The 22,075-nt window shown below is 64.7% G+C and carries 20 protein-coding genes; 7 read left to right on the forward strand and 13 right to left on the reverse strand.

The window, feature by feature from the left end:
* Positions 1 to 16: 16 nt before the first annotated feature.
* Positions 17 to 1,537 (forward strand): carboxypeptidase M32, encoded by a 1,521-nt coding sequence (locus L879_RS0115835; protein ID WP_027316972.1) that lies wholly within the window; start codon positions 17 to 19, stop codon positions 1,535 to 1,537.
* 31 nt (positions 1,538 to 1,568) lie between these two features.
* On the opposite strand, the gene L879_RS0115840 is transcribed toward L879_RS0115835, so the two are convergent.
* The 11 genes from L879_RS0115840 to L879_RS0115890 all read right to left on the reverse strand — a co-directional run bounded on the left by L879_RS0115840 (position 1,569) and on the right by L879_RS0115890 (position 13,095).
* On the reverse strand, positions 1,569 to 2,048 hold the full coding sequence (locus tag L879_RS0115840; RefSeq protein WP_027316973.1) for an opioid growth factor receptor-related protein: 480 nt from the start codon (positions 2,046 to 2,048) through the stop codon (positions 1,569 to 1,571).
* Positions 2,049 to 2,089: 41 nt separating this feature from the next.
* Positions 2,090 to 2,941: a sulfite exporter TauE/SafE family protein gene (locus tag L879_RS0115845; RefSeq protein WP_027316974.1), complete on the reverse strand. Its 852-nt coding sequence runs from the start codon at positions 2,939 to 2,941 to the stop codon at positions 2,090 to 2,092.
* 78 nt (positions 2,942 to 3,019) lie between these two features.
* Positions 3,020 to 3,748: a DUF1028 domain-containing protein gene (locus L879_RS0115850; protein ID WP_027316975.1), complete on the reverse strand. Its 729-nt coding sequence runs from the start codon at positions 3,746 to 3,748 to the stop codon at positions 3,020 to 3,022.
* A gap of 10 nt (positions 3,749 to 3,758) precedes the next feature.
* Positions 3,759 to 5,552 carry a gamma-glutamyltransferase family protein gene (locus L879_RS0115855; protein ID WP_027316976.1) on the reverse strand — a complete coding sequence of 598 codons (1,794 nt, stop codon included), beginning with the start codon at positions 5,550 to 5,552 and terminating at the stop codon, positions 3,759 to 3,761.
* Between the two features lie 28 nt (positions 5,553 to 5,580).
* A complete protein-coding gene (locus tag L879_RS0115860) occupies positions 5,581 to 6,456 on the reverse strand; it encodes an ABC transporter permease (protein WP_027316977.1) in 876 nt (291 codons plus the stop codon).
* Entirely contained in the window at positions 6,453 to 7,400 is a 948-nt protein-coding gene (locus L879_RS0115865) for an ABC transporter permease (protein WP_027316978.1), read from the reverse strand. The genes L879_RS0115860 and L879_RS0115865 overlap by 4 nt, the downstream gene beginning before the upstream one ends.
* A 77-nt stretch (positions 7,401 to 7,477) precedes the next feature.
* A complete protein-coding gene (locus L879_RS0115870) occupies positions 7,478 to 8,977 on the reverse strand; it encodes an ABC transporter substrate-binding protein (RefSeq protein WP_027316979.1) in 1,500 nt (499 codons plus the stop codon).
* A gap of 41 nt (positions 8,978 to 9,018) precedes the next feature.
* Entirely contained in the window at positions 9,019 to 10,110 is a 1,092-nt protein-coding gene (locus tag L879_RS0115875; protein ID WP_438268120.1) for an ABC transporter ATP-binding protein, read from the reverse strand.
* Positions 10,111 to 10,115: 5 nt separating this feature from the next.
* Positions 10,116 to 11,174 carry an ABC transporter ATP-binding protein gene (locus L879_RS0115880; RefSeq protein ID WP_084021090.1) on the reverse strand — a complete coding sequence of 353 codons (1,059 nt, stop codon included), beginning with the start codon at positions 11,172 to 11,174 and terminating at the stop codon, positions 10,116 to 10,118.
* Positions 11,164 to 11,937 (reverse strand): FadR/GntR family transcriptional regulator, encoded by a 774-nt coding sequence (locus tag L879_RS0115885; RefSeq protein WP_027316982.1) that lies wholly within the window; start codon positions 11,935 to 11,937, stop codon positions 11,164 to 11,166. The genes L879_RS0115880 and L879_RS0115885 overlap by 11 nt, the downstream gene beginning before the upstream one ends.
* A 285-nt stretch (positions 11,938 to 12,222) precedes the next feature.
* Entirely contained in the window at positions 12,223 to 13,095 is an 873-nt protein-coding gene (locus tag L879_RS0115890) for an SDR family oxidoreductase (protein ID WP_027316983.1), read from the reverse strand.
* A gap of 198 nt (positions 13,096 to 13,293) precedes the next feature.
* On the opposite strand from L879_RS0115890, the gene L879_RS0115895 reads away from it, so the two are divergent.
* On the forward strand, positions 13,294 to 14,442 hold the full coding sequence (locus tag L879_RS0115895; protein ID WP_027316984.1) for an amidohydrolase: 1,149 nt from the start codon (positions 13,294 to 13,296) through the stop codon (positions 14,440 to 14,442).
* 10 nt (positions 14,443 to 14,452) lie between these two features.
* Here the strand turns inward: L879_RS0115895 and uxuA are convergent, their stop codons facing one another.
* Both uxuA and L879_RS0115905 read right to left on the reverse strand, forming a co-directional pair.
* Complete coding sequence (gene uxuA / locus L879_RS0115900) at positions 14,453 to 15,649, reverse strand: mannonate dehydratase (RefSeq protein WP_027316985.1); 1,197 nt, start codon at positions 15,647 to 15,649, stop codon at positions 14,453 to 14,455.
* A gap of 63 nt (positions 15,650 to 15,712) precedes the next feature.
* Positions 15,713 to 16,441, reverse strand: a complete 729-nt coding sequence (locus tag L879_RS0115905) for a GntR family transcriptional regulator (RefSeq protein ID WP_027316986.1) — start codon at positions 16,439 to 16,441, stop codon at positions 15,713 to 15,715.
* Between the two features lie 119 nt (positions 16,442 to 16,560).
* On the opposite strand from L879_RS0115905, the gene uxaC reads away from it, so the two are divergent.
* The 5 genes from uxaC to L879_RS0115930 are packed head-to-tail and all read left to right on the forward strand — an operon-like array spanning position 16,561 to position 22,069.
* A complete protein-coding gene (gene uxaC / locus L879_RS0115910) occupies positions 16,561 to 17,964 on the forward strand; it encodes a glucuronate isomerase (protein WP_035459873.1) in 1,404 nt (467 codons plus the stop codon).
* Positions 17,965 to 18,016: 52 nt separating this feature from the next.
* A complete protein-coding gene (locus tag L879_RS0115915; protein WP_027316988.1) occupies positions 18,017 to 19,204 on the forward strand; it encodes an ABC transporter substrate-binding protein in 1,188 nt (395 codons plus the stop codon).
* Positions 19,205 to 19,225: 21 nt separating this feature from the next.
* On the forward strand, positions 19,226 to 20,311 hold the full coding sequence (locus tag L879_RS0115920; RefSeq protein WP_027316989.1) for an ABC transporter ATP-binding protein: 1,086 nt from the start codon (positions 19,226 to 19,228) through the stop codon (positions 20,309 to 20,311).
* Positions 20,311 to 21,222, forward strand: a complete 912-nt coding sequence (locus tag L879_RS0115925; protein WP_027316990.1) for an ABC transporter permease — start codon at positions 20,311 to 20,313, stop codon at positions 21,220 to 21,222. Before L879_RS0115920 ends, L879_RS0115925 begins: the two co-directional genes overlap by 1 nt.
* Positions 21,223 to 21,226: 4 nt before the next feature.
* Positions 21,227 to 22,069, forward strand: coding sequence for an ABC transporter permease (locus L879_RS0115930; protein ID WP_027316991.1), 843 nt, complete (start codon positions 21,227 to 21,229; stop codon positions 22,067 to 22,069).
* Positions 22,070 to 22,075 lie beyond the last annotated feature (6 nt).

A 22,075-nucleotide genomic window follows, 5' to 3' on the forward strand; every position in this document is an offset into this window, starting at 1 on the left:
CAGAGACGTGAGCATAATGTCCCAGCAAGCCTCCCTAGCGGCGCTCCACGAGCGCATCGCCGCCGTCAACGACGTGCTGAACGCGACCTCCCTGCTGACGTGGGATTCCCGCACGATGATGCCGTCAGGCGGTGCGGAGACCCGGGGCCAGCAGATTGCAACCCTGACCCGGATCGCCCGCGATCTGCTGCTTGCGCCCGAAACCGAGAAGGCGCTGGAGCAGGCGGAGAGGGCCGTCGAGGGCTTGCCTGAGGATGCCGCCGAGAAACGCATGGTCCGGCAGACGCGCCATGCGCTGGAGCATCACCGCAGCGTTCCCGCATCGCTGATCCAGGAACGGGCGGCTCTTCGCACGGTGGCGCAGGCCGCGTGGATCGAGGGGCGGTCGAAGAGCGATTTTTCGATCTTCGCTCCGCATCTCGCCAAGACGGTCGAGCTCTCCCGCGCCTATGCCGATTGCATCGGCTGGAGCGAGCATCCCTATGACGCCATGGTATCGATCTACGAGCCGGGCGAAACGGCCGCGAGCCTCAAGGCCCTGTTCGCGAAGCTCCGGGCCGGGCTGCTGCCGATCCTCGACGCTGCCCGGTCGCGGCCTCAGCCCCGTTCGGACTTCCTGTTCCGCGATTATCCGGAGGAAGGGCAGCGCGCTTTCGGCCTGACCCTGGCCGAAAAGCTCGGCTACGATTTCCGGCGCGGGCGTCTCGACACCACCGTGCATCCGTTCGAGGTGTCCTTCACGCGCAACGACGTGCGCATCACCACCCGCTATACCCGGAACTATCTCCCGGCCTCCATCTTCGGGACGGCTCACGAAACCGGCCATGCGCTCTATGAGCAGGGCGCCGATCCGGCCTATGTCCGCACGACGCTCGCGACCGATCTCGTGGGACTCTATGCGGTCAGCGGCACGAGCTTCGGCGCACACGAATCCCAGTCGCGGCTTTGGGAAAACCACATCGTCCGCAGCCGCACCTTCTGGCAGCGGAACTTCCCAGAGCTGCAGCGGCATTTTCCGGAACAGCTCGGCGATGTGACTGCGGAGGAGTTCTATCGCGCCGTCACGCGGGTCGAGCCCGGATTCATCCGCGTCGAGGCCGATGAGCTGACCTATGATTTCCACATCATGCTGCGCACGGATATCGAATGCGCATTGATGGACGGATCGCTGCCCGTTTCGGACCTTCCCGATGCCTGGAACGCGGCGATCAAGCGCGATCTCGGGCTGACGGTTCCGAACGACGCCAAGGGCGTGTTGCAGGACGTGCACTGGTCCACGGGCTATATCGGTTCCTTCCCGACCTATACCGTCGGCAATGTCATGGGGGCTCAGGTGATGGAGACCCTTCGCCAGCAGAACCCGTCGCTCGACGCTGCCATTGAGGCGGGCGAGTATGGCGCTCTGGCGGAAGAGCTGCGCGCGAGGATCTGGCAGCATGGCCGCCGCTACACGCGCGACGAGCTCTTGGAGCGCGAGACGGGCCGGCGGCTCGATCCGGCGCCTTACCTGGCCTATCTTCAGACGAAGTACGCATAATGAGGCGGGGGCTATTGGCCCCCGTTTCTCTTTATGGCGTGGCTTCGCCTGCGGCTTGCGCCCAGAAGCGCAGGCTGCGCCGATTCACCGGGCTTCCGGCCTCCTCATGGAGCTGGAGGATTGCACGGTAAAATCGCTGGGCGTCTTCCGGGGCGGCGAGCAGCTTCAGGCTGTGCAGAATGCGCGTGATCCGCAGATGGTTGTGATCGTACGGTGTGAGCCACCAGGCCGTATTCCGATAGAAGCGGCGTATGCGCTCCTCGGCCTTCCTCAAGGTTTCGGCAGCGCGCGGATCGGCCCTGATGGCGTCGATCTCGCCTTGCGTGAGGACGGGCGCGTGAGGCTGCGCGGCGCTGCGGGTGGTCAGGGGAAACAGCCACTGGATATAGTCGTGAACCGCTTCCAGTTCCTCGTCGGAAAAGGCCAGCACGTCGGCGGCAAGACGTCCTTGTCCGTCCCGCCCGCTGCCGGCGAGATAGGCATGGAGATGTCCTGCGCTCGATCCCGACATGGGGAGCTCCAATCCGGCGAAGATTGGAGCTCATCCATGGCTTAAGTGAGGAGGCTTACCGCGAAACGGGCGCAGATGATGAGAAGGAAGAGGCCGAAGGCGACTTCGAGCCTGCGCTTGGACAGGCGGTGGGCCAGGCGCGCGCCGATCGGCGCCATCCACGCGCTGGTGGGGATGAAGAGCAGGAAGCCGAGGAGCGAGACATAGCCCAGCGCCAGCGGCGGCTGGAAGGCGATGACGTTTGGATAATCGGCCATGTGCGGCCAGCCGGCATAGACGTACCCGATCGCGCCGGGGATCGAGATGAGAATGCCGAGTCCCGAGGAGGTCGCCACCGCCTGATGGATCGGGCGGTTGTAGAAGGTCATGAACAGGTTCGAGAGCTGGCCGCCGCCGATGCCCATGAGCGCGGAGAGAATGCCGATGACCCAGCCATAGACAACCATGATCGGCTTGGCCGGCATATCGAGGCCGAAACGCCAGGTATCCTTGCCGAAGAGCAGGCGGATCGCCGAGATGCCGGCGACGACCACGAACACGGCCTTGAACAGGTCGGCCGGCGCATAGCGGGCGATGATGCTGCCCACGACGACGCCCAGCACCACCGGCACGGCCCAGACACGCAGGATCGTCATATCCACCGCGCCCTTGGCCCTGTGAGCGTTGAAGGAGCGGATGGAGGTGGGGATGATGATGGCAAGCGACGTGCCGACGCAGAGCGGCATGCGGACTTCCTCCGGCACCTCCAGAATGCGGAAGAGCTCATAGAGGATCGGTACGGCAACCGCGCCGCCGCCCACGCCGAAGACGCCCGCGAGCAGGCCCGTAACGGCACCGGCTGCCAGGAGTGCGGCCACGAGCCATGCCAAATCGAAGAGAGGGATGCCGAACATCGCAAGGTCCATTGCTGAAAAGCACATCTGCCGTAGGATCTTTTGGGTCCTGCGGCAAGTGATAGTATTGCTGGCGCCTCAGGAGGAGGAGAGGCTCTTCCCGAGCCGCGCCTGGTATTCCCGGGCTCGCTGGTCGATCCAGGAACGGTCCGTGATGCCGCCGGGATTGGCGCGGGTCGCCATGGCGTCCATGAAGGCGAGGAAGCGCTCATGGGCGACGCCGTAAAGCCGGCGCAGCTCGTCCAAGGGCTCCGGATGATCGTCGACGCGCAGGTCGAGGACCGGGTAGGGCTCGTCGCGCCAGATCTTGAGCGCGGCCGATTGCTTGCCCCGCTTGTCGCCGCCCTCCGCCTGTCCGGCATCGAGGGCCGCCAGCAGGCGGTCCGCGAAGGGCAGGTCCATGCGCCGCTTATAGGTGTCGAGGGTGGCCTCGATCACGGCAGGGCCGGCGAGCATGTTGCCCGCGACCGAGACGCCCTCGTCGCTGAGATGACCGCACCAGTCGATGCAATCCTTCCCCGTATGGGCCGCAGTGCGACCCTCCCGGTCGATCACGTGAAGCTGGCGCGTTTCCCGCCCGGGATCGCCCGCCGTGAGCATGGTCACGATCTCATGGGCGCTGCGGCCCTCGGCAAGAAGGCGAATGCCGTCCGTGCCATAAAGCGGGTTGACGAGCGCCTGCGTGGCGAGCGCGCCGATCCGCGCCGCGCCATGGGGGCAGAGCGCTCCCACGGCGAAGAACTTGGTGGTGACGGCAACCCCGAAGGCGCCGGTCTCGGGGTCCTTCGCGATGATCGACCAGGTCATGGCCTACTCCTCAGCGGCCGACCGCATAGGCCTGCATGAGGCGCGGCGTCGCGGCCCCGTGCAGCAGCCCGTCCTTGTCGCGGCTTGCCGCAACGAGACGTCCGACGGTCCAGGCGGGCGCGACCTCGACGTCATGGCCGCGGGCGCGGAGATCGTCGAGGACTTCGGCTCCGTAGGTTTCCTCGGCCATGAGGTGGCCGGGCTTCTGCTCACGCGGATAGAAGGATGAGGGGAAATGCGCCGTGTGCGACATGGGCAGGTCGATGGCCTCCTGCAGGTTCAGCCCGTGATGGGCATGGCGCAGGAAGAGAAGCAGCTGCCACTGCTCCTGCTGGTCGCCGCCGGGCGAGCCGAAGACCATGTAGGGCTCGCCGTCCTTTTCCGCGAGGGTCGGGGTGAGCGTGGTGCGCGGGCGCTTGCCCGGCGCGAGGCTCGCGGGCAGGTTCTCTTCGAGCCAGAACATCTGCGCCCGGGAATTGAGCATGAAGCCGAGCTCGGGAATGACGGGCGAGGATTGCAGCCAGCCGCCCGAAGGCATGGCCGCGATCATGTTGCCGAAGCGGTCCACCACGTCGATATGCACCGTATCGCCACGGCGCGCCGAGCGCATGGACTGGAGCGTCGGCTCGCCGCCGGACACCTTGCGGTCCGTGGTGGAGAGGTCGCGTAGCGCCTTCAGGGTGCGCTCGACCTGATCCTCGTAGCCCTCGACGCGGCCGGGGCGAAGCTCCAGCGAAGCCTTGTCGGCGATCAGCTTGCGGCGCTCATCGTTGTAGGCGTCCGACAGCAGGGTCTCGATCGGAACGTCGATGAAGTTCGGATCGCCGTAATAGGCCTCGCGGTCCGCGAAGGCGAGCTTCATGGCTTCGACGACCGTGTGCACGAACGCGGCGCTGGTCGGGCCCATGGCGGCGAGATCGAAGCCTTTCAGCAGCGCCAGGGTCTGCAGGAAGACCGGACCCTGGCCCCAGGGCCTGATCTTGTTGACCCGGAAGTTGTGATACTCGTAGGTCTGGGGCGTGTCGTAGGAGGCCTGCCACTTCGCCATGTCGTCGGCCGTCAGCACTCCACGATGGCGCGAGCCGCTCTGGTCCATCACCTCCGTCTTGCGCACGAAGGCATCGATGGCCTCGGCCACGAAGCCCTTGTAGAAGGCATGACGCGCAGCCTCGATCTGGGCCTCGCGGTCGCTGCCCTTGGCCTCGGCCTCGCGGATGATGCGCTTCCAGGTATCCGCGAGCTGCGGGTTGCGAAACAGCTGACGGGGCTTTGGAACCTCTCCGCCCGGCAGATAGACCGCCGCGGAGGTTGGCCATTCTGTTTCGAAGAACTCCTTCAGGCCCTTGATCGTATCCGCCACGCGCGGCAGGAGCGGATGGCCTTGCTCGGCATAATAGATGGCGGGCTCCAGCACGTCCCTGAGCGAGAGAAGCCCGTGATCGCGCAGCAGCAGCATCCAGGCGTCGAACGCGCCGGGCACGACGGTGGCGAGCATGCCGTTGCCGGGGATCAGCTTGAGCCCCTCGCCCCTGTAATGTGCGATGGTCGCGCCCTGCGGCGCCGTGCCCTGGCCGCACAGCACTTCGACCTTTTTGGTCCTGGCCGAATAGAAGACGGCGGGGACCTCGCCCGAAGGGCCTACCAGATGCGGCTCGACCACCTGCAGCACGAAGGCCGAGGCGACGCAGGCATCGAAGGCGTTGCCGCCCTTTTCGAGCATCGACATGCCCGCGGCCGAGGCGAGCCAGTGAGTCGAGGTGACGATGCCGAAGGTGCCGAGGATCTCAGGCCGTGTCGTAAACATCATTTCTTATCCGAAGTTGGCGTCATTCTTACTGTTCGCGGGGATCGAGCGCGTCGCGCAGGCCATCGCCGAGAAGGTTGAAGCCCAGCACGATCAGGAAGATGGCCGTGCCCGGGAAGATCGACATCCAGGGAGCCTGATCCATGAAGTTCTTGGCCGTGTTGAGCATGGAGCCCCAGGAAGGGTTCGGCGGCTGCTGGCCCAGTCCCAGGAAGGAGAGGCTCGCCTCCGCGATGATGGCGGTTGCGATGGTGAGCGTGCCCTGGACCAGGATCGGCGGCAGCACGTTCGGCAGAACGTAGCGCACCAGGATCCAGAAATCGGGAAGGCCGATGGCGCGCGCGCCCTCCACGTAATCCTCCGCCTTGACCGTCAGCACCTGTCCGCGGGTGAGGCGAATGAAGATCGGCATGGCCGAGAGACCGATGGCGATCATCGCGTTGGTCAGGCTCGGGCCGAGGAAGGCGGCCAGGGCGATGGCGAAGATGAGGAACGGGATGGCCAGCATGGCATCCGTGGCGCGGGAGATCGCCGCATCGATCCAGCCGCCGAAATAGCCTGCCACGAGGCCGAAGGGGACGCCGAGTACGATGGCGATGAACACGGAGACCACGCCCGCCATGATGGAGGCGCGTGCGCCCCAGAGCATCCGGGAGAGAAGGTCGCGCCCGAGTTCGTCCGTGCCGAACCAGAACAGTTCGGATGGAGGCTTGCGGATGCTCGTGAAGCTCGGCTTGACCGGATCGAAGGGCGCGAGATAGGGCCCGATGATGGCTGCCAGGACGAAGAACAGGACGATGGCGCCGCCGAGAACGGCGCTCTTGTTCTTCAGGAACTTCGCAAGGACGCGGCTGCGCTTCTTCGGCAGGGCGACCTCATAGGCGACAACGGCTGTGGCGGTCATGCAGCGTGCCTCAGGCGGGGATTGACGAGAACGTAAAGGACATCGGCCAGCAGGTTCATGAAGATGAAGCCGACTGCCGTGCAGAGCACGACGCCTTGCACCACGGCGTAGTCACGGTTGAAGACCGCATCGACGATGAGCTTTCCGAAGCCCGGAATGGTGAAGATCTGTTCCGTGAGCACGGCACCGGCGAGCAGCTCGCCGAAGAGCAGGGTGGAAAGGGTCACGATGGGCACGAGCGCATTGCGCAGGGCATGCTTGAGAATGACCTTCCGGGACAGAAGGCCCTTCGCGCGGGCCGTGCGGATGTAGTCGGAGCGCATCACGCCGAGCATGGCGCTGCGGGTATGGCGCATGAGGCTTGCGGCCAGGCCCGTGCCGAGCACGAAGGCCGGCATGAGCATGGTCTTGATGTTGAGCCACAAGTCCTCGGTGGGAGGGACGTAGCCGGAGGCGGGCAGGAGCTTCCAGCGAACGGAGATCAGCATGATGAGCATGATGCCGAGCCAGAAATTCGGGATCGACAGGCCCGAGAGAGCGATCACGTTGGCTGTGTAATCGACTGTCGTTCCCTTCTTCACCGCGGAGATGATGCCGGTGGGAATGCCGATGGCCAGCGCCACGATCATGGCCATGATCGCCAGCTCGATGGTCACGGGGAGCTTGCTCATGATCAGGTCGAGCACCGGAATATCTGTGCGTAGGGAGATCCCGAGATTTCCGGTCAGGGCCGAGCTGATCCAGGCGAAGTACTGGACGGGGATGGGATCGTCCAGGCGATACTTCTCGCGCAGATAGGCGAGCACCTGGGGATCGCGCTCCTCGCCCGCCATGGTCAGGACCGGGTCGCCGGGCAGGAGCTTCTGCAGGGCGAAGACCAGGACCGACACGATGATCAATGTCGGGATGGCGATCAGTATTCGTCGTCCGATGTAGCGCAGCATCAGCTCGTGGAACCCGCTTCAGAAAACAGAGGGAGCGTGCCCGGTTCTGTCGACCGGGCACGGGCTTGGTCAGGCTATCAGGAGGCGAACTTCACGCCCTTCAGGCGGATCATGCCGTCCGGGTAAGGCTTGAAGTTCTGGACCTTCTTCGAATGAACGAAGGGCCAGGGCTGATAGTAGGTGTAGATGATCGGCAGGTCCTGGGTCAGGATTTCCTGGGCCGCATCGTAGAGCTGCTTGCGCTTGGCATCGTCATTGATGCTGCGGGCCTCGTTCAGGAGCTTGTCGACTTCGGCGTTGCAGTAGCGGCCGTCGTTCAGGGCTCCCTTGCAGGTCACGAAGGGATGGATGTTGCCGTCGGGATCGACGCGGCCGGACCAGCCGATCACGTTCACGTCGAAGTTGCCGGCCTGGGCTTCCTTCTGCATGGCGGCGAACTCGGTCGGGCGCAGCGTGATGTCGAAACCGGTTTCGGCCGCCATGGCCTGGATGATTTCGGCGATCTGCTGCGTCGTGGTGCTGGTGCCGAAGGTGAGCTCGAATTTCACCCGGTCCACGCCCGCTTCCTTCAGGAGCTGCTTCGCTTTGGCCACGTCGCGGCCCTTGGCGGCGAATTTCGGGTTGTTGTAGGGGCTCGCCTGCGGGAACGGCTGACCTGCCGGAGGATAGATGCCGGCGCCCACCACCTCGTTGATCACGTTGCGGTCGATGGAGAGCTCGAGCGCCTGACGCACCCGCTTGTCCTGGCCCAGCGGAGACTTGGCCCGCTCGCCGTTGTTGGTGTTGATGGTCAGGCCCTGATAACCGATGCCCGAGACCGGAGCGAAGACCAGGTTGGAATCGCCCTTGGCGGCCGGAACGTCGCTCGGCGCGAGGCGCTCGATCAGGTCGAGATTGCCGGAGCGGAGATTGGCGAGGCGCACGGTGGTGTCCGGAATCGGCTGGAATACGATGCGCTCGAAGTTGTAGTTCTTGGCATCCCAGTAATCCGCGAACTTCTCCAGAACGATGCGGTCGTTCTGCACGCGCTCGACGAACTTGTAAGGTCCCGAGCAAACCGGCTTCTGGCCGAAATCTGCGGAGGCGAAGGCCTTCGGCGACAGGATCATGCCCGCGCGGTCGGACAGCTGCGAGATCAGGGTCGCGTCCGGACGAGAAAGGTTCACCTTCACGGTCAGATCGTCGACGGCCTCGACATTGTCGACAGACGTCAGCTCGCTCTTGCGCAGCGAGTCCGGCAGGGTGCGGGCGCGGTCGAGATTTGCCTTCACGGCGGCCGCGTTCAACGGCTCTCCGTCATGGAATTTCACGCCGGGGCGCAGCTTGAAGGTTAGCGACTTGCCGTCATCGCTCCATTGCCATTCCGTGGCGAGTTCCGGCGTGAACTTCAGGTCGGGCGTGATGTCCACGAGCTTGTTGCAGAGCGACGTGAACACGATGCGTCCGACGAAGGTGCGGGCGCGGTGCGGATCGAGCACGTCCGGATCTTCGTTCAGGCCGATGCGCAGGGTCTGCGCGGACGCGGCGGTGCTCGCAAGGAGCCCGGCCGCCAAAGCCATCAGCAGTCTTTTCTTCATTCGATTGTCTCCAAGGTTCCTCTGGATGCTGTCCTCTGGGTTCAGGGGCTCGTCGCGACGGGCTTATCCTGCCGTTCGCGCCAAGTTCGGTAGAGCGCCAGGCGCTTGGCGAGCGCGGCGCTCGGGGGCGGAGCGCTGATGGAGCCAGCGCCGGCACCCTGGATTTCACGCCAGAAATGGCAGGCGACCTGCCGCCCATCGGGCGCTGTTTCGAGAGCGGGGTGCTGCTCCTTGCAAAGGGTGCGCGCATGGGGGCAGCGGGTGTGGAAGCGGCAGCCCGAAGGGGGAGCCGCGGGGCTCGGCACGTCGCCCTGCAGCAGGGCCTTCGGCTGCCGGTTCGCGGGACTCGGAATCGGGATCGCCGCCAGCAGCGCCTGCGTGTAGGGATGCAGAGGGTTGTCGAAGAGCGCGTCCGTTTCGGACAGTTCCACGATCTCGCCGAGATACATCACGGCGACCCGATCGCTCATATGCCGGATCACGGCAAGGTCGTGGGCCACGATAACGAGCGTGAGGCCGAACCGGTCTTTCAGATCCTCGAGGAGGTTGATGATCTGCGCCTGGATCGACACGTCCAGGGCCGAGACAGGCTCGTCGCCCACGATCAGCTTCGGGTCGCCTGCGAGCGCACGGGCAATGCCGATGCGCTGGCGCTGGCCGCCGGAGAACTCGTGCGGGTAGCGGTCCGCATGGGTCGGAAGAAGGCCGACGGTGCGCATGAGATCCGCCACGCGTTCGCGCTTCTCCCGGCCGCTCGCCAGGTCGTGCAGCCAGATCGGCTCGGCGATGATGTCGCCCACATTCATGCGCGGGTTGAGCGAGGCGAAGGGGTCCTGAAAGATGATCTGCAGGTCGCGGCGCAGGCGGCGCAGTTCGCTCTTGTTGAGTTTCAGGATCGAGCGGCCCTCATAGCGCACGTCGCCGTCGCTCGGCTCGATGAGCCGCAGGAGGAGACGGCCGAGAGTGGATTTTCCGCAGCCGGATTCACCCACGATGGCAAAGGTCTCTCCGCGCCGGACGCCGAGGGACACCCCGTCGACGGCACGCACCACCGTCGGCGAGGAGAGAAGGCCGCCGCTTCCGAAATGTTTCTTGAGTCCGACGCCTTCGAGGATGATGTCGGAAGAGGGCATCACGCTCATGAGGCGGCTCCGCGGTGAATTTCGAGAGGGGCGTACCAGCAGCGCGCCCGGTGTCCGGGCTTGATCTCGGCGAGCGGCGGAGGATCGTTCGCGCAGCGGGTGTCGGCGAAGGGGCAGCGCGGCGTGAAGCGGCAGCCCTTGGGCATCAACTCGGCAGGAGGCACCGTGCCGCGGATGGTGGCGAGACGTCCCTGGCGCCGGCCGAGGGACGGCACGGAGCCCATGAGGCCGATGGTGTAGGGATGCTGAGGATCCTCGAAGATGGCCTCGACAGGCCCGCTCTCGACCACGCGGCCCGCATACATCACGGCCACCTCGTCGGCGACTTCCGCCACCACGCCGAGGTCATGCGTGATGAGGATCATGGCCGTGCCGGTTTCCTCCTGCAGACGGCGGATGAGGGTGAGGATCTGCGCCTGGATCGTCACGTCTAGCGCCGTGGTGGGCTCGTCGGCGATGAGGAGCTGCGGATCGTTGGCGAGCGCCATGGCGATCATGACGCGCTGGCGCATGCCGCCGGACATCTCGTGCGGATAGGCGCGCAGGCGCTTCTCGGGCGCGGGAATGCGCACTTTCTTGAGCATGTCCAGCGCCCGCTCCATGGCCTCGGCCTTGGAGACCCTGCGGTGCCGGACGATTCCTTCCGCGATCTGGTCGCCGATGGTGAAGGCGGGATTCAGAGAGGTCATGGGCTCCTGGAAGATCATGGCCATCCGGTCGCCGCGCAGATCCGCCCGCTCGCGCTCGGTGAGCGTCAGCAGATCCTGCCCATCGAACATGGCGGAGCCGCCGACGATCCGCGCCGGCGGGGTGGGCAGGAGCCCCATGAGGGCCAGAGACGTCACGCTCTTGCCGCAGCCCGACTCGCCGACGATGCAAAGCGTCTTGCCCTTGCTCACCGAGAACGAGACGTCGTCGACGACGTTCACGCCCTTCGGAGCGCCATCGAAGCGCACGGACAGCCCCTGGACGTTCAGCAGAGGCTGAGCGGATGTTGCAATCGTCTGTGGCGTATGGGCTTCCGTGATCGGTTGTCGCACCGCTTCATGTCCCATGGCGAAGTCTATCCTTGTTGTTCTGGGGCACGGGGTCTGCCTGTATCTGTTCATCGGTCCGGTCGGGCAGGGGGCGCGTCATGACCTTCAGGAGGCCCTCCCGCACGAGTTCCAGGTGCTCGCGCATCGCATGTTCCGCCGCGCTGGCTTCCCGCTGGGCGATGGCCGCGATCACGCGGCGGTGCTGCTCCACATAGATCTTCTGGCGCTCGCTGGAGCGCGCGCGCTCCCGCAAGAGCTGCCATGTCGTGTCCTGGCGGATCCGGTCGACCATGTCGAAAATGGCGAGGAGAAGAGAATTGCCCGCCGCCTCCGCGATGGTGCGATGCAGGGCGCTGTCCCAGAGTTCGCGGCCGTCCGCGTCGTACGAGGTCGCGGTCCTGTCGGCGAGGCGCATGAGACGCTCGATGTCGCCGTTCGTCGCCCGCATGGCCGCCAGCCGGGCGAGGGCGGGTTCGATCTCGAGGCGCACATCCATCACTTCGAGCGGATGGGTGCGCTTCGTCAGCTCCTCCAAGTTGGTCTGCGCCTGGGCCGGGCGGGGCCCAAGGAAGGTGCCCTTGCCCTGATGCCGCCAGATCCGGCCTTCGGCTTCCAGCACCTCGAGCGCCCGACGCAGAGCGCGTCGCCCGATGCCGAGCCGGGTCGCCAGCACCCGCTCGGATGGGAGGCGCTCTCCGTCGAAGGCGCTGTCGTCGAGGAGAGCTCTCAGCCGCCCGAGGGCAAAGTTCGAGCTGTCCGTTGAAGGATCCGGGTCGGACATGAAGGTCCAGTTTTGTGCGAAGCAATATTACGACGGATCCCCCAATCGCGATTTCCTGTTGCGCAATTCGAGTCTCCAGCGCAACAAGGCTAGCTCAGGCATGAACCAATTTGCAACTGGTTCGGTGATGGTTCGTTAGTCGACAATGCCTCTTCGATCGGCAGGCCGGAGCCTCGAATTGAAGCTCTGCTCCCCGAAATGGCCTCTGCCGTGCATGGAATTTACGCAGCGGTAGGCGTGCTGCCGGGGTCTCCTTCTCCCGTGAGGGAGGGAAAGTCTCCCGGATTACCGCCCTTCGCCTGAATTGATGAGCGCGCGGAGGCCGTCGCGGTAGGTCGGATGGCGGAGCGCGATGCCGAGCTCCTTCTTGATCCGTTCGTTCCGGACGCGCTTGTTGTCTTCGTAGAAGGAGCGCGCCATCGGGCTCTGATCCGCCTGATCGAAGGGCACTTCCGGTGGCGGCTCACGCCCGAGCAGTTGGGCCGCATAGGCGATCACGTCCTGCGGCGGTCCCGGCTCGTCATCGGTGACGTTATATATGGCATTGCGGTTCGGGTGGGCGACGGAGGCCATGAGAACCTGGGCGACGTCCTCCGTGTGGATCCGGTTGAACACCTGGCCGGGCTTGACGATGCGTTGAGCGGTGCCGTCCACGATCTTCAGAAGGGCATTGCGGCCGGGGCCATAGATGCCCGCGAGCCTGAAAATCTGCACGGAGAAGGGAGCATTCTCGCCGATGGCGAGCCATTGGCGTTCTGCGGCGATGCGCTGGCGCGAGCGGAGCGTTGCCGGGTTGGGCGGGGTCGTCTCATCCACCCAGGCGCCATCGGCATTGCCATAAACGCCGACCGTCGACAGATATCCGACCCAGCGCAAGCGGGGCGCCGAGGCAATAACTTTAGAAAACTGCTCCAGCACCGGGTCCGTTTCACCCTTGGGCGGAACGGAGACCAGGAGGGCGTCGGCCTGGGACAGCCGGTCCACGATGCCGGGATCGAAGTCCGAACCATCGAAGTGATAGGCCTTTATGCCAGTAGAGGCGAGAGCCTGCGCCTTCTCCGCGGAGCGAACCGTGCCGCCGATCTCCGTGAAACGATGGCGGTAGAGTGCAATGAACTGCTGGGCGGTATAGCCCAGACCGAAGACGAAAAGGTTCATGAAACGGGCAGCCTTGAAGCATCGCACAGCGAATGGAGGGGGACCCTAGAGCAAAGGCTTTGAAAGGGGAATTCACTTTGGTGCAGAGTTGCGAGGCCGACGGTTGAATATGCGAAATTCCGCAGCCATAACAATGGGGCTGAAGCGCAACGGGTCCGGCTTTCCTTTCTCTCGAAAAACGCTTGCGTGGGGGAAAAAATGATTCTGACCGATCGGGACTTGGTCGATCTGGTAGCCTTCCGGCGCAAGCTCCACGGCATGCCCGAGTTGTCGCGCGAGGAAGCCGGGACGGCCAAGGAGGTGGAGGCGTTTCTGAGCGAGACGGGGGCCGACCGCCTCATCGCCGGTTTGGGCGGCCACGGGCTCGCCGCCATCTACGAGGGCCGCGAGCCGGGTCCCACGCTCATGTTCCGCGCCGAGCTGGATGGCCTGCCGATCGAGGAGACCTCAGAGATCGCGCATCGGTCCCGCATTCCCGGCAAGGGGCATCTGTGCGGCCATGACGGGCACATGGCCGTGCTGGCGGGCTTGGCGCGCGCTCTCGGCAGGGAGCGCCCCCGGATCGGTCGGGTCGTTCTGCTGTTCCAGCCTGCGGAGGAGGACGGATCCGGTGCCGCCGCCGTCATCGCCGATCCGCGCTTTCTGGAGGTCCAGCCCGATTTCGCTTTCGCCCTGCATAATCTTCCAGGGCTCCCGCTCGGCAAGGTTGCGCTGAAGGAGGGGCCGGTCAACTGCGCCTCTCGCGGCATGCGCATCGTGCTCAGCGGCAAGACCGCACACGCTTCGATGCCCGAATTCGGCCTCTCTCCGGTCGATGCCGTCGCCGCGTTGATGCCGAAGCTGACGGCTCTCGGAAGCGGCGGCCCTCTGGAAGAGAGCTTCGCGATGGTGACGGTCACCCATGCCAGGATCGGCGAACCGGCCTTCGGCGTCGCTCCCGGTCGAGCCGAGATCTGGGCGACCCTGCGGACGCTCACCGATCACCGCATGGACGAATTGTGTTCGAGCGCAGAAAAACTCGTGCGAAGCGTTTCAGGCGAGAAAGGTCTCGATGTCGAGATCACCTATGACGACATCTTCCGGCACTGCGAGAATGCGCCTGAAGCGGTCGCACATCTGCGCCGGGCTCTGGAGGCCGAGGGAATTGCCTATGATCGGGGCAATCTGCCGATGCGGGCCTCGGAGGATTTCGGACGCTTCGGCGAAAAGGCTACTGCCGCCATGTTCTTCCTCGGGGCCGGCGAGAAACATCCGAGCCTGCACAACCCAGACTATGATTTTCCGGACGAACTCATCGGTATAGGAACGCGGATATTCCTGCGAACCGTGAAGAATCTGCTCGGGTGAAGCTGCGATATCAGAGCGGAAGATTGCGCAGAGCCGAAACGGCCTTCATGACGCCACGCAGTTCGGCCAGCCCCTTGAGACGGCCGATGGCCGGATAGCCGGGATGCGTAGGCTTGCCGACATCGTCGAGAAGCTCGTGGCCGTGATCGGGTCGCATCGGAATGCGCCAGTGCGGCTCGCCGGCATCCTTCCTGCGCTTCTGTTCTTCCAGCAGCGCCGTGACCAGGGCGACCATATCCGTGTCGCCGCCCAGATGGTCCGCCTCCATGAAGGATCCGTCCGGCTCCTTGGCGACGTTGCGCAGGTGGGCGAACCAGATCCGCTTCGCGAAGCGTTGCGCGATGGCGGGAACGTCATTGGCGGGATTGGCGCCCAAGGAACCGCTGCAGAGGGTGAGGCCGTTGGCGGAAGAGGCCACGGCGTCGAGGATGAAGGCGATGTCGTCCGCATTCGAGACGATGCGCGGCAGGCCCATGAGCGGACGTGGCGGATCGTCGGGATGAATGCACATCCGGATTCCGGCCTCTTCCGCCGCCGGGATTACCTCGCGCAGGAAACGGGCCAGGTTGGCGCGCAGGGCCGCCGCGTCGATGTCCCGATACCGGTCGAGCATGACGCGCAGGCCTGGGATGTCGTAGCGATCATAGGCGCCGGGCAGGCCCGCCATGATGTTCGAAAGAAGCGTGCGCCGATCCGCCTCGGACGAGCGGACATGCCATTCCCTGGCGCGGCGCAGAATGTCGTCTGAATAGTCCGCTTCCGCCCCCGGGCGCTCCAGCATGTGGCAATCGAAAGCCGCGAATTCGTGCAGATTGAAGCGCAGCGCCGTCCCACCGCCCGGAAGAGGATGGGCGAGTTCCGTACGCGTCCAGTCGACCACGGGCATGAAGTTATAGCAGACGGTCGTGATCCCGCAGCGCCCTAGATTGCGCAGGCACTGGCGGTAATTGTCGAACAGGGGCGTCAGGTCGCCTTCGCCGATCTTGATGCTCTCGTGAACGGGCAGGCTTTCGACCACGCTCCAGCGCAGGCCGAGAGATGCGTCGGCGGCGATGAGCGCCTTGCGCTTCTCGATCTCCTCGACGCTCCAGACGACACCATAGGGAATCTGGTGCAGCGCGGTCACGATTCCCGTTGCCCCCGTCTGGCGGATATGGGGCAGCTCGATCACATCTTCAGGGCCGAACCAGCGCCAAGTCTGTTCCATGACGTTGCCTCTCGAGAAGGGACACAATCGGACGTGCCCGCTGGAATGGGTCTTTTGTGGACGTCACGCGCTGATTGCCTCCGCAAGCGCGGCATCCTCAGGCTCGAACAGATCCGGGTATCTTGCGGCCAACTCCGGTAGGGATCGCAGGATCTCGCTCAGGTGCTCGTGCATCGCCCGTTCCGCCGCAACAGGATCGGCCGCCTTGATGGCCTCGACGATCATCGCATGCTGCGCCACGATGGTATGGCGCGGTGTGGCCTGTTTGACGTCGAGATATCTCACCCTGTCCATCTGGGGCTTCACGTCCTCGATCATGCGCCAGGCGACAGGGCGCCCGGCCGCCTCGGCCAGAAGGCGGTGAAACTCTTCGTCGAGCGCCAGGAAATCGTCGGACGAGGTGCCGCGCTGGGCGCGGCGCTGGCGGGTCAGGCTTGCGTTCAACTCGGCCAGGATGGCGGGAGTGGCTTTTAGCGCCACTTCTCGGACGACGGCGCATTCCACGGCCTGCCGAATGAAGCGTGCATCCTCCACGGCGGCCTTCGAAATCTTGACGACCTGGGTGCCCCGCTGCGGCAGGACACGGACGAGCCCGGCCTCGCTCAACTTGATCAGGGCTTCGCGCACGGGGGAGCGGCTTACACCGAACTTCTGGGCGAGATCCTGCTCGGACAGCATCTCACCGGGTGAAATCTTCATGCTGACGATGGCTTGCCGCAGGGCGCGGGCGACCTGGCGGGCCATCGGCTCACGGGCGATGTCGAGCTTCGCAAGAGGGGCGGGTTCATTCATAAGTGGCACACTACCATACTAGTAGACCATTGCAAAGCATTGGAGATCGTTTTAAGCTTCAGGCAATGAGGCTCTTCAAACATGCAGACAAGCAGGACGAAGGGCCGAGGGAGAGCGCCATGCTGATCCACCCGGACCGGCTATTTCCTGCAGAGCCCGCGACCCGCGAGGTTGCGCGTCGGCTTTATGCGGAGATCCGGGATCTGCCGATCATCTCGCCGCACGGCCACACGGATCCACGCTGGTATGCCGAGAATGAAGCTTTCCCTGATCCTGCGGCGCTGTTCGTCATCCCCGATCACTATATCTTCCGCATGCTCTACAGCCAGGGCGTTCGGCTCGAGGAGCTCGGCATTCCGACGAAGGACGGCAGTGCCGTCGAGCGCGACCCGCGGACGATCTGGCGGCGCTTTGCTGCGCATTACCATCTGTTCCGGGGCACGCCGACGCGCGCATGGCTGGATCACACTTTCGCAACCCTCTTCGGTTTTGCCGAACGTCTTTCCGCTGCCAATGCCGATTTCTATTATGACCGGATCGCCGAGGCCCTGCGCCAGCCGGAATTCCGCCCGAGGGCGCTGTTCGAGCGCTTCCGCATCGAGGCCATCGCGACGACGGAGAGCCCGCTCGATCCCTTGAAACATCACGAGGCGATCCGGCAATCGGGATGGAGGGGCAGGGTGGTCACGGCCTATCGGCCGGATCCCGTCGTCGATCCGGACTTCGAGGGCTTCCGGCAGAATCTCGCCCGCTTCGGGGAGATCACGGGCTGCGATACGTTCAGCTGGAACGGTTATCTGGAGGCGCATCGCAAACGGCGGGCGTTCTTTCGCGAGTTCGGAGCCACCGCGACCGATCACGGCCATCCCACGGCGCAGACGGCGGATCTTTCGCGGGCGGATGCCGAGGCTTTGTTCCGGCGTGTCTCCACGCGTCACGCGACGCCTGAGGATGCCGAGCTGTTCCGGGCCCAGATGTTGACCGAAATGGCGGCCATGAGCCTGGAGGACGGCATGGTCATGCAGATCCATCCCGGCTCCTCCCGCAATCATAACGCGGCGCTTTTTGGCCGCTTCGGCCGCGACATGGGCGCCGACATCCCGTCGCGGACTGATTACGTCCGGGCGCTCAAGCCCCTGCTCGACAGGTTCGGCAACGAGCGCAACTTCACGCTTATCCTCTTCACCTTGGACGAGACGAGCTATTCGCGGGAGCTGGCGCCCCTCGCGGGCCATTACCCGGCGCTGAAGCTCGGTCCGGCCTGGTGGTTCTTCGATGCCCCCGAGGGCATGCGGCGTTTCCGCGAACTCACGACGGAAACCGCAGGGTTCTACAACACGGTCGGCTTCAACGACGATACGCGGGCTTACCTGTCGATCCCGGCGCGGCATGACATGGCCCGTCGCGTCGATTGCGCCTTTCTCGCAGGGCTCGTGGCAACCCATCGCCTCGACGAGGATGAGGCGCACGAGGTGGCCTACGATCTCGCCTATCGCCTCGCGAAGGAGGCTTACAAGCTGTGAGACGGGACATGGCCGCTCAAGAGCCGTGTCGCACAGAAACGGGAGGAAGACCATGAGGACCTTGATCACCAGACGGACCTTCGTAGGCGGCGCTGCGGGCGCCGCGGGCGTTGCAGCCTTCGGAGGCGCGAGCTTCGCGCAAGCCAAGCTGCCGACGAGCCCCGTCACCCTCAATATCATCGATGTGGCCGGCAATCTGGCGCTGACGCAGAAAGCCATCGAGAACTACCGCAAGGCGAAACCGAACGTCGTTTCGCGCATCGCCTTCACCAAGGCCACGGCTCCGGAACTCGCCGGAAAGATCAAGGCGCAGCAGGATGCCGGGCGGGTGGACATCGACCTCGTGCTGACAGGCACCGACGCGCTGTCCGCCGGTATCGAGCAGAAACTCTGGGTCGACCTGATTCCCGGTCATGCGGGGAGCCTGCCGAAACTCGACGACATCTATCTGCCGGCCGCAGCGAAGATGCAGGCGCTCGCCAAGGGGCAGGGCGTCGTCGTCACCTATTATCCTTCGGGCCCGCTGCTGGAATACATGCCCGACAAAGTGAAGACCGTGCCGACCACGGCGGAGGAACTGCTTGCCTACACCAAGGCCAATCCGGGCCGCTTCCTTTATGCCCGCCCGGCCAATTCCGGCCCCGGGCGCACCTTCATCATGGGCCTCCCCTACATCCTGGGCGACAGCAATCCGCAGGATCCCGCCAAAGGCTGGGACAAGACCTGGGCGTATCTGAAGGAGCTGGGGCAGAACATCGAGTATTATCCCTCCGGCACCGGCGCAGTGATGAAGGAGCTCGGAGAAGGTTCCCGCGACATGACCGTCTCCACCACCGGCTGGGACATCAATCCCCGCGTGCTCGGCGTGGTGCCGAAGGAGGCGAAGGTGGCGGCGCTCAAAGGCTTCCACTGGGTGGCGGACGCTCATTACATGTGCATCCCCAAGGGACTTCCCGAGGAGAAGGTCGCGGTTCTTCTCGATCTCATGAACTTCCTGCTCACCAAGGAGCAACAGGCCTATACCTACGATGAGGGTTATTTCTATCCCGGCCCGGCCGTGAAGGGTGTGACCCTCGACATGGCGCCCTCGGAAAGTCAGGCCGCCATCAAGGAGTTCGGCCGTCCCGAATACGAGAAGTGGATCGCCGAGAACCCGATCGAAGTGCCCCTGCAGCCCGAGCAGATGGTCGTCGCATTCCGCATGTGGGACGAGCAGGTCGGCGGAGCCAAGCGCAAGTAAGTCGAGACCCAAGGACCCGCGATGACCATAGCCCTTTCCCAATTCGATGAAGTCCGGCTCGACCGCGTCAGCCGCGACTTCGGGGCGCTCAACGCCCTGCGCGACGTTTCCCTCACGATCCGGCGGGGCGAGTTCATTGCCTTGCTCGGCCCTTCCGGTTGCGGGAAGTCGACGACGTTGAACTGCATCGCGGGTCTTCTGCCTGTGACGGGCGGAGCGATCTGGCTCGACAAGAGCCGGGTCGATACGCTGCGTCCCGAGGAGCGCGGGTTCGGCATGGTGTTCCAGAACTACGCGCTCTTTCCCCATCTCAACGTGCGCCAGAACATCGGCTTCGGCCTGAAGATGCGCGGCAGGCCCAGGGCCGAGATCGACCGCAAGGTCGACGAGGCGCTGAGCCTCGTCCGTCTCCAGGGGCAGGAGCACAAGTTGCCGGGGCAGCTCTCCGGCGGCCAGCAGCAGCGCGTGGCCATTGCCCGCGCCATCGTCATCGAGCCTCCGCTGGTGCTCATGGACGAGCCGCTCTCCAATCTCGATGCCAAGCTGCGTCTGGAAATGCGCGCCGAAATCCGGCGCATTCACAATGAGCTCGGGGCCACCACCATCTATGTGACCCATGATCAGGACGAAGCCCTGTCGCTCGCGGACCGGATCGTCGTCCTGCGCGACGGTGCCGTCAGGCAGGTCGGCTCGCCGAAGGAGCTTTATGAGACGCCGGCCCATTTCGACGTGGCTGATTTCATGGGCTTCCGCAACAAGCTGAAAGGGCAGGTCGTGGCAGTCGAAGGAAGCCGCGCGGTGCTCGACGTGGAGGGAGCGCGGATCAGCGGCATCGTTCAGGAGCGGGTAACGCCCGGGGCCGTGGCCTATGCCGCGATCCGTCCGGACGATCTCGTCGTGGGCGATGGGGGACGGAACGCCATCGCCGCGACGGTCGACACCATCGAATATCGCGGGCGGGAATTCGTCGGAACCGCCCATTCGGCCGGCGGCCTGGATTTCGTGTTCCGGTCCCATCAGCAGGTCGAGCCGGGCTCGACGGTGCACCTGCAGGCGGATGACGAGCGCGTGCTCGTTTTCGCTGAGCCCGTTCAGGGGAGACATTGATGGATGTCCTCGCCCACGCCCCCGCCGTCGAACAGGGCCCCAGCCTGCGCCAGCGTCTGGCGGCCAAGGGCTTCGACGCCGTCACCCTGCTCGTCGTTCCCGCGGCCGTCTTCAGCCTGCTGCTGTTCGTCTATCCCTTCGCCTTCGGCTTCGTTCTCTCCTTCGAGCCGAAAGGGGGCGGCGAGTGGCTCTCCAACTACAGGCGCTTCTTCTCGGATCCTTTTCTCTACGAGACCATCGCGAAGACGCTCTGGCTGGCGATCCCCGTCACGCTGCTCAATCTTCTTCTGGCGATTCCGATCGCTTTTCGCGTGCGGCTCATGCGCCATCAGCGCCTTCTGACCACGATCCTCGTCCTGCCGATCACCCTCGGTACGGTGCTGGTGGCGGAAGGATTGTTGAATTATCTCGGCCCTCAGGGATGGTTCAACCGCACCCTGATGACGCTCGGCCTGATCTCCCAGCCCTTGAAGCTCGTCCATAACTACTGGGGCGTGTTCGCCTCGCTCTTGATCACGGGCTTTCCCTTCACCTTTCTTCTGACCCTCTCTTACGTGACCGGCATCGATCCGGCCCTGGAGCAGGCGGCGGCGACCCTCGGCGCCAGCGCATGGCAGCGCTTTCGGCATGTCTATCTGCCGCTGCTGATGCCGGGTCTGGCGATCACCTTCTGCCTTTCCTTCGTGCAGGCCTTTTCGGTGTTCCCGTCCGCTGTGCTTCTCGGCGAGCCGGCCGGCCCTACCCGCGTGATCTCCATTGCGGCGGCGCAGGCCGCCTTCGAGGAATACGATTATTCCATGGGCGCGGCGATTGCGATGATCATGGGTGTCGTCCAGCTCGCCATCGTCGTCGCGGTTCTCGCCTCGCGCGGGTTGTTCTACCGCGGTCCGGCCTCCGGCGCGAAAGGGTGAAGCGATGATCCGCGATACGACGCTTGGCGCCAAGCTATGGGCTGCAGCCGTCTGGGCCACCGTCGGCTTTTTCGTCGTCAATCTTCTGGCGATGATCGCAACCGTGGTGACGAGTTCCTTCGCCACCCGCTGGCTCGGCACGTGGCTGCCTGCGGGCTGGACCACCCGCTGGTATTCCTCCGCCTGGAGCGAGTTCCAGCTCTGGGATGTCCTGATGGTCACGTTTCAGGTGATCGGGGCCGTCGTCTTCATTTCCGGCGTGCTGGGCGTCACCGCCGCCTACGCGCTGGCCCGCCGCGACTTTCCGGGCAAGAAGCTCCTTGTCCTGCTTTTCCTGTTGCCGCTCATGATCCCGTCGATGACTTTCGGCATTCCGCTGGCGACGGTGCTTTACCAGACAGGGCTCGCCGGTACCTTCTGGGGCGTGGTTGCGGCCAACCTCGTGCCCACCGTGCCCTTCGTGATCCTGGTCATGATCCCGTTCATCGAGCAGATCGATCCGAAGATCGAGGCGGCCGCCCGGGTGTTCGGGGCCAACACCTTTAAGCTTTTCGTCCACGTGCTCTTGCCCCTGCTCATGCCGGGGATCCTGGCGGCGCTGCTGCTCGTGCTCGTGCGCACCATCGCCATGTTCGAGCTCACCTTCCTCGTGGCCGGGCCCACCAGCCAGACCCTCGTGGTGGCGCTCTATTACGCCGTGTTCGCCGCGGGCGTGCGCGCCGTCCAGTCCATCGACGCCATGGCCGTGATCTACATGGTCACGACCCTGGTCTGGCTCATCATCGCCCTGCGCTTCGTCAACCCGACCCAGATCGTCACCCGCGCCAAGCAGCAACCGGCCCATTGAGGATCC

Source organism: Microvirga flocculans ATCC BAA-817 (assembly GCF_000518665.1).
GTDB lineage: Bacteria > Pseudomonadota > Alphaproteobacteria > Rhizobiales > Beijerinckiaceae > Microvirga > Microvirga flocculans.